General features: G+C 61.5%; 5 protein-coding genes. 4 read left to right on the top strand and 1 reads right to left on the bottom strand.

Features of this window, described 5'->3' with window-relative positions:
• Positions 1 to 777 (top strand): metallophosphoesterase (locus tag OXM57_05175; protein MDE0352060.1); only part of this gene is annotated, 777 nt, incomplete at its 5' end.
• 265 nt (positions 778 to 1,042) lie between these two features.
• Positions 1,043 to 1,540, top strand: coding sequence for a hypothetical protein (locus tag OXM57_05170; protein MDE0352059.1), 498 nt, complete (start codon positions 1,043 to 1,045; stop codon positions 1,538 to 1,540).
• 231 nt (positions 1,541 to 1,771) lie between these two features.
• On the opposite strand, the gene OXM57_05165 is transcribed toward OXM57_05170, so the two are convergent.
• Complete coding sequence (locus OXM57_05165) at positions 1,772 to 2,245, bottom strand: helix-turn-helix transcriptional regulator (protein ID MDE0352058.1); 474 nt, start codon at positions 2,243 to 2,245, stop codon at positions 1,772 to 1,774.
• A 305-nt stretch (positions 2,246 to 2,550) separates the two neighbouring features.
• Here OXM57_05165 and OXM57_05160 point away from each other — a divergent pair, with 305 nt between their 5' ends.
• The gene (locus OXM57_05160) at positions 2,551 to 3,477 is read left to right on the top strand and encodes a hypothetical protein (protein MDE0352057.1); all 927 of its coding nucleotides are present in this window, start codon (positions 2,551 to 2,553) and stop codon (positions 3,475 to 3,477) included.
• Positions 3,474 to 5,249, top strand: a complete 1,776-nt coding sequence (locus OXM57_05155) for a hypothetical protein (GenBank protein MDE0352056.1) — start codon at positions 3,474 to 3,476, stop codon at positions 5,247 to 5,249. The genes OXM57_05160 and OXM57_05155 overlap by 4 nt, the downstream gene beginning before the upstream one ends.
• Positions 5,250 to 5,525 lie beyond the last annotated feature (276 nt).

Here is a 5,525-nt window from a genome sequence, read left to right as displayed (position 1 = left end):
CTGACGGAGGCTATGGGAACCAAGTTCGCGTTGGTGGGTGACATCCACGGCAATTTCGAGGTGCTGGCAGAGGCCCTCGATGCGGCTCGTGGTCGGTGGGGCGCGTTCGAATTCGTACTGGCCGCGGGAGATGTGGAACCCAACCGGGGCCATGACGATCACCTTGGGGTGGTAGGCCCGTCCCGCTACCGCAAAGTGGGCGACTTCCCCCGCGTAGCCGCTGGCGAAATCGTATTGGGTGCGCCCCTGTACTTCATCGCGGGAAACCACGACCCCTATCCGGCGTTGGACCGGGCCGGAGCAGGAGAGTGGGCGCCGGGAGTGTGGTGGCTCGGTCGGTGGGGCATCACCACAATCCACAAAGTGAATGTCGGGTTCCTGTCGGGTATCTACTCACCCAAGTACAGCGACACCCCCGAGCCGGAACGCAACAACGCCAAACAACGCACCTACTGGCACCGGTCCGAGTTGGAACAGCTCACCCGCACGGCCCGCCGCTACCACGGAGGCGTCGATGTGTTGGTGACCCACGACTGGCCGTCGGATGTGGGAACCAACAAGGCAGGCATACCGGTCGGGGATCCGTACCTTCGGCAACTCGCCCTGAACCTGCGGCCCAAGGTTCACGCCTGTGGCCACATGCACTACGACCAACAGGTCAGGATCGGCCCCACCCAGGTTGTTTGCCTCGCCAAACCGCGCAACACCCCCGACCGTCTGCATGGCGTTGCGGTGGCCGAACGCGACCGCCGGGGCAACCTGCGCATCCTCGCCTGACTTGCCGACAATGCTGCCGGCTTTGGTTGGGCTGGTCCCGCCGGTAATTCAGTTGCCTGCTTCGCTTTGGGGCCGTGAAATGTCACAGCCTGCCTTTACCCTTTCTGGGGCCATGAGCAGAACTGTGTGGTCTGATTGGATATTCGACCTCGTAAGAGACCGAAGGGACAGGGTTCATCAGGGCCCTCGGACCTTGGTCGTCCTGCAGGGTTCGTCTGCTGTTGGGAAGACCACGGTGGCGAGATGCCTTGCCCGTCGGTACGGGTTGGCCAGCATCGACACCAACGCTATCAAGCGGGGAATGGGCATCACCCACGACCAGTTGTTTGAACACACCGAGATGGAACCCGACAAGCAGTGGCTGGTTGAGATCGACGGCTACTTCAAGTACGGGTGGAGGGGCGCGGCTGCTTCGGCGTCTCTGTCCGCTGTGTTGTTGGCTGCCGAAGCCATGGACCAGGGATGTGACGCGGTGATAGCCGGGTTGCAGAATGCGTGGCTTCGGTCCTTTCACGATTGGGAAGAGGTCGTGGCTCGCTTGGTGGCACCGCACAGGATGTTCGGTGTGCGGCTTGTGACCGACCCTACCGCGCGTATGGATCGGCTACGGGAACGTAGTCCCGGCCAGTGGTCGTGGTCTCCCGAAGACATCCCTAATGAGGAGGATCTGTTGACTGTGGACACCACCAATGTCCTTCCTGCCGATGTCGCCGATTCGATCATCAAACACAGCCGAATACCAGTTACGATCCTCGCTTCATAGGACTATCGACGCGGAGGGTTCGTTGGACGGTTAACCCGGCCAGCGGAGGGGCCGGTTCGCTAGGCGACGGGCGGGGGATGAGTAGTGCTCGGAGGGTGATTCCTGTGTGGTGTCGGATCAGATAGGGTGCCCATCGCCTGGACAGATGAGATGATTCCGGCACTGCCGGGTCCGCTTGAGTCGGTGCCGTGTTGCTGTGGATGAGTTCCGGGGCGCGGGGGAGCGTCTGTGTCAGGACGTGGAGGGTTTCGCTGCTTGCTGGCGTTGCACCGCTTTCGCACGAGCGTACTCGCTGGCCAGTTTTCTGGCCTTCTCAGGGTCGGTTCCCCGGAGCATTTTGTGGATCTCTCTGGCAGATGGAATTCTGAAACCCGGTGGCGTGCAAAAATTGCCATCGGTCCAGTTCGGTGTTTTGCGGTGTTCGCTTCCCCATAGCGAGCGACCTCCGAGGGTTTTTTCGAGCCGGGCGATGGTGAGGATGTCCGGCCAGGCTTTGCCGTTGAGGATGTTGATGAGTGTTTGGGGGCTGAGTTCTGCTTTGCTGGCCCAATATCGAACTGAGTCGCCCTTCATTCTCTGTCTCAGCCGACGGGCGAGACCGGCGGCCAGGTAGACCTCCGACGGCGTGGTTTTCTTGTATGGGCCTTGCGGAAACGCGCCTCCTGGCACGACATAGGTGACCGGGTGTTCTCTGGCGATCGCCATCGGACAAAGCGTAGCCGAGTGCCCTAAAAGGCGTCACGTCCCCCAGGTAGCGTCGGGCGCAGTGGACATTTTGACGACGCTATCCAGGGCCTACGGCAAAAACTTCCAAAAAACAGGTTTAGGCAATCTGGAACGTTCATGTTGAGCTTCCCGGGTATGCGTACCTGCGCCGTTGTACGACCCGACCACAGAAGGTCGCCCGAGACCGCAGAACGGGCCTCGTCGTTGCCCGAATACCAACGCGCCGAGAACCGCCTGTCCGGGCGTCAAACCAGTCGGGCGTGCCACGAGGAGGGGGGAGTCTCGTGAGCCGACAGCGGACGCTGGCGCCTGATGTGGAGAGGGTCCTGGAGACATGGCAACCTCACGGGTGGGCCGAAACCGACCGGCGCCTGTTGGAGCCGCTGATGGACACCGTGCGCGGTTGGGTCTCGGCCGCCGGTCCCGAAAACGCGGAACGGGCACGGTGGCAGCTTCGCTGCACGGCGAGTCTGGTGGTCTGGGTCTATCGCCATTTGGGCACCTGTGATGTCCGCACCGTTTTGCATCCCGCCAATGTGGAGCACTGGACGATGGAGGTGAACTCCCATCGGAGCGGGACATGGCGCGACAACGCCCGATCAGCCCTGAGGGCCGTGGGACGAGCCGCCAACCCCAGGGAGTGGCCATCGCCGTCGCGGCAGGTCGGCAGGACCGGCATCGCGACGCCCTACACCGCCAAAGAAGAACTGGCCTTCCGCCGAGCAGCCAAGCTACCCGGCCGCCAAAACCGCCCAGAGCGCCTGTGGATACTCGCCGCCGCTCTCGGAGGGGGACTGAACGGCAAAGAGATCACCGTAGCACACGTGGACGACCTGTTCGAAGTGGACACCGGCCGACTGGCGGTGCGGGTGAGAGGAAAGAACCCCCGCTTGACGCCGATCCGCCACCAATACACAGACATCGCACATCAGGCTTTGCAACGCACCGGAGAGGGCCGGTTCATCCCAGCCGGTGGACGCAACCTGGTGTACAACATTTGCGCCAGGCTCGACCCGGGCGGAGGCGAGGGACTGGCGCTCCGCCGCGCGCGGTCCACATGGCTCGTCGCTCACATACAGGCCGGCACACCGTTGCCCGTCCTGAAACAGGTAGCGGGTCGGCTGTCGATGAACACCCTGGACGGGCTGCTCGGCCACATCGAGAACACCCTCGACGACACCGAAACGGCCAGAGAGGCACTGCGCGCATGACCCGGGGACTGCGCCGCCGCCGCGAACGAGCAACCAGGAAGGGTCGCCTCTGCACCGAAGACGCCCAGACCCTCGACAAGATGCGGCGCCTGCCCAACTTCCCGGCGACTTTCGACGACACCGAGTTTCCTATCTGGACCGAACCGGAACAAGTCGAGCCAATCCTCGCGCTGATCAGAAGAAACCAAGACGTCCAGTCGTTGGAACAGCGCCTCCGCAACCACCCGGGGAAAGAATCTCGGATCAGCGTGGAAGCCCTGTTCCTAGCCGCGGTCCTCGCCGCGAAAATCCTGGGGTCTTATCGCCGCACCGACCTGTGCGCCGTGCTGAACGGTTTCCCTTCCCAAGTTGCATACCAACTGGGACTCTGGGACATGGACAACCCCCCTCCGGTTAGTTACCACTCCGTATGTGACCAGATCCAACGCCTCGAAGAGGTTCTCGGAGCCAAATGGACCGAAAAGTTAGAAGCCATCTTCGATCTGGACTGGATCTGCCACACCTTCGTGAATGTGGCCGTTCCCAGGAGAGTACGGAAAATGATCAGCGCCGTTTCCATAGATTCCAAAGTCATCGAATCATGGGCAGTGTCCAAGAACTTCAAAAAGGAAGAAGACGCTCTGGCCGAGCACGAACTTGCAGCACGCGAAGAGGCCGACCTCGCCGAGCCCACACTCCCGGAAGTGACCGGTCCATTCACCTACGAAATAGACACTCCCGGTCCCGACGGGCGGGTGATCCGTGGCCACGATCGTGATGCTCGTCTCACATACAAGAGCGCCACAACCAGAGAAAAAGCCAAGATTGTGCTCGGCTACGACCTGCATTTCGTCACAGCCGTTCCCGGTGCGAACTGGAGAGGCGACCCCCGCGACCTCGGTCTCAACAAGGCCCCGCCCAAGTTCATCCTCGCCATGGCCGTGGTCCCAGGGGCCACGAACCCCGGACTTGTCGCACTGGATCTCGTGGCCAGAGCAATGGAAATCGCTCCCCGGATCAAAGAAGTAATCGCCGACCGGGCCTACACCAACAAACGCAAGACCTTCTGCCGAAAACTCCACGAGCAAGGCATCGACGTGGTCATGGAATACAACTCCGGCGAAATCGACAGGCCTGTCCCCGTAACAGTCGGAAGGAACAACAAACAGCAGCTCATGCGCCACCTGGGGTCGTTCTTCTCGGCATGGCTACCCGAAGAACTCCTAGTACCACCCGCGAAACTGACCGGCAAGAAACTCGAAGAGTGGTACGCCAACCGAGCCCGCTGGCGGTGGACCGTAAACAGATACCTCAAAGGCGGCGCCGTGCAACTCATCTGCCCCCAATGCGCCGGAAGAGTCAAAACCTCCGCCAAGACCCGCAACCCCAAAAAAACCCCCGCCAAGGGCCCAGTTCTTGCCATCGACGACGAATACTGCTGCGAAGGACTGGTAACCGTCCCGGTCGACAAACTCGACAGCTACCAACGAATCCCCCCAAACACGCGTGCGTGGAGAAAGAGTTACAAGGACCGGCGCAACAACAGCGAAACCAAAAACTCGACGGTCGGCGACAAAGGCAACTTCGCGATCGGGTGGTGCCGCGTCTTCAACAAAGTAGCTATCACCCTCGGCGCCCTCGCCAAAGTCATAGCACACAACCTCTCAATAGCCGCCCGCCACCGCAGAGACCGAACACAACATGAAGAACCCATCACCGATACCGAACCATCGGACACTCCCCCCAGCGAAGCGCCCTCCACACCGGCCGAGACACCCCGAGGGCCACCCTAACCCCAACCACGCCGTTCCCTCGCGCCGACAGTAAACCCCCCACTGTCGGCTTCGCCGCGCCCGAACAACCAAACCCTGACACCCGGCCGCTGGAAACACCCCGCTGGCCAGCCGAAACCACCCCCTCAAACGGGGCCAAACCCCTCGAAACCACCGAAAACCGGCAAAACCGACGCGTTTGCCGCTAAATCACTAACGCGTATGGCGATAAGTCACTAACTGACCTTGGTGGGCGAGGGGGGACTTGAACCCCCACGGGTTTTAAAGCCCACAGGA

The organism is bacterium, assembly GCA_028820935.1.
GTDB lineage: Bacteria > Actinomycetota > Acidimicrobiia > Spongiisociales > Spongiisociaceae > Spongiisocius.
This window is presented reverse-complemented; position numbering and strand designations above follow the sequence as displayed.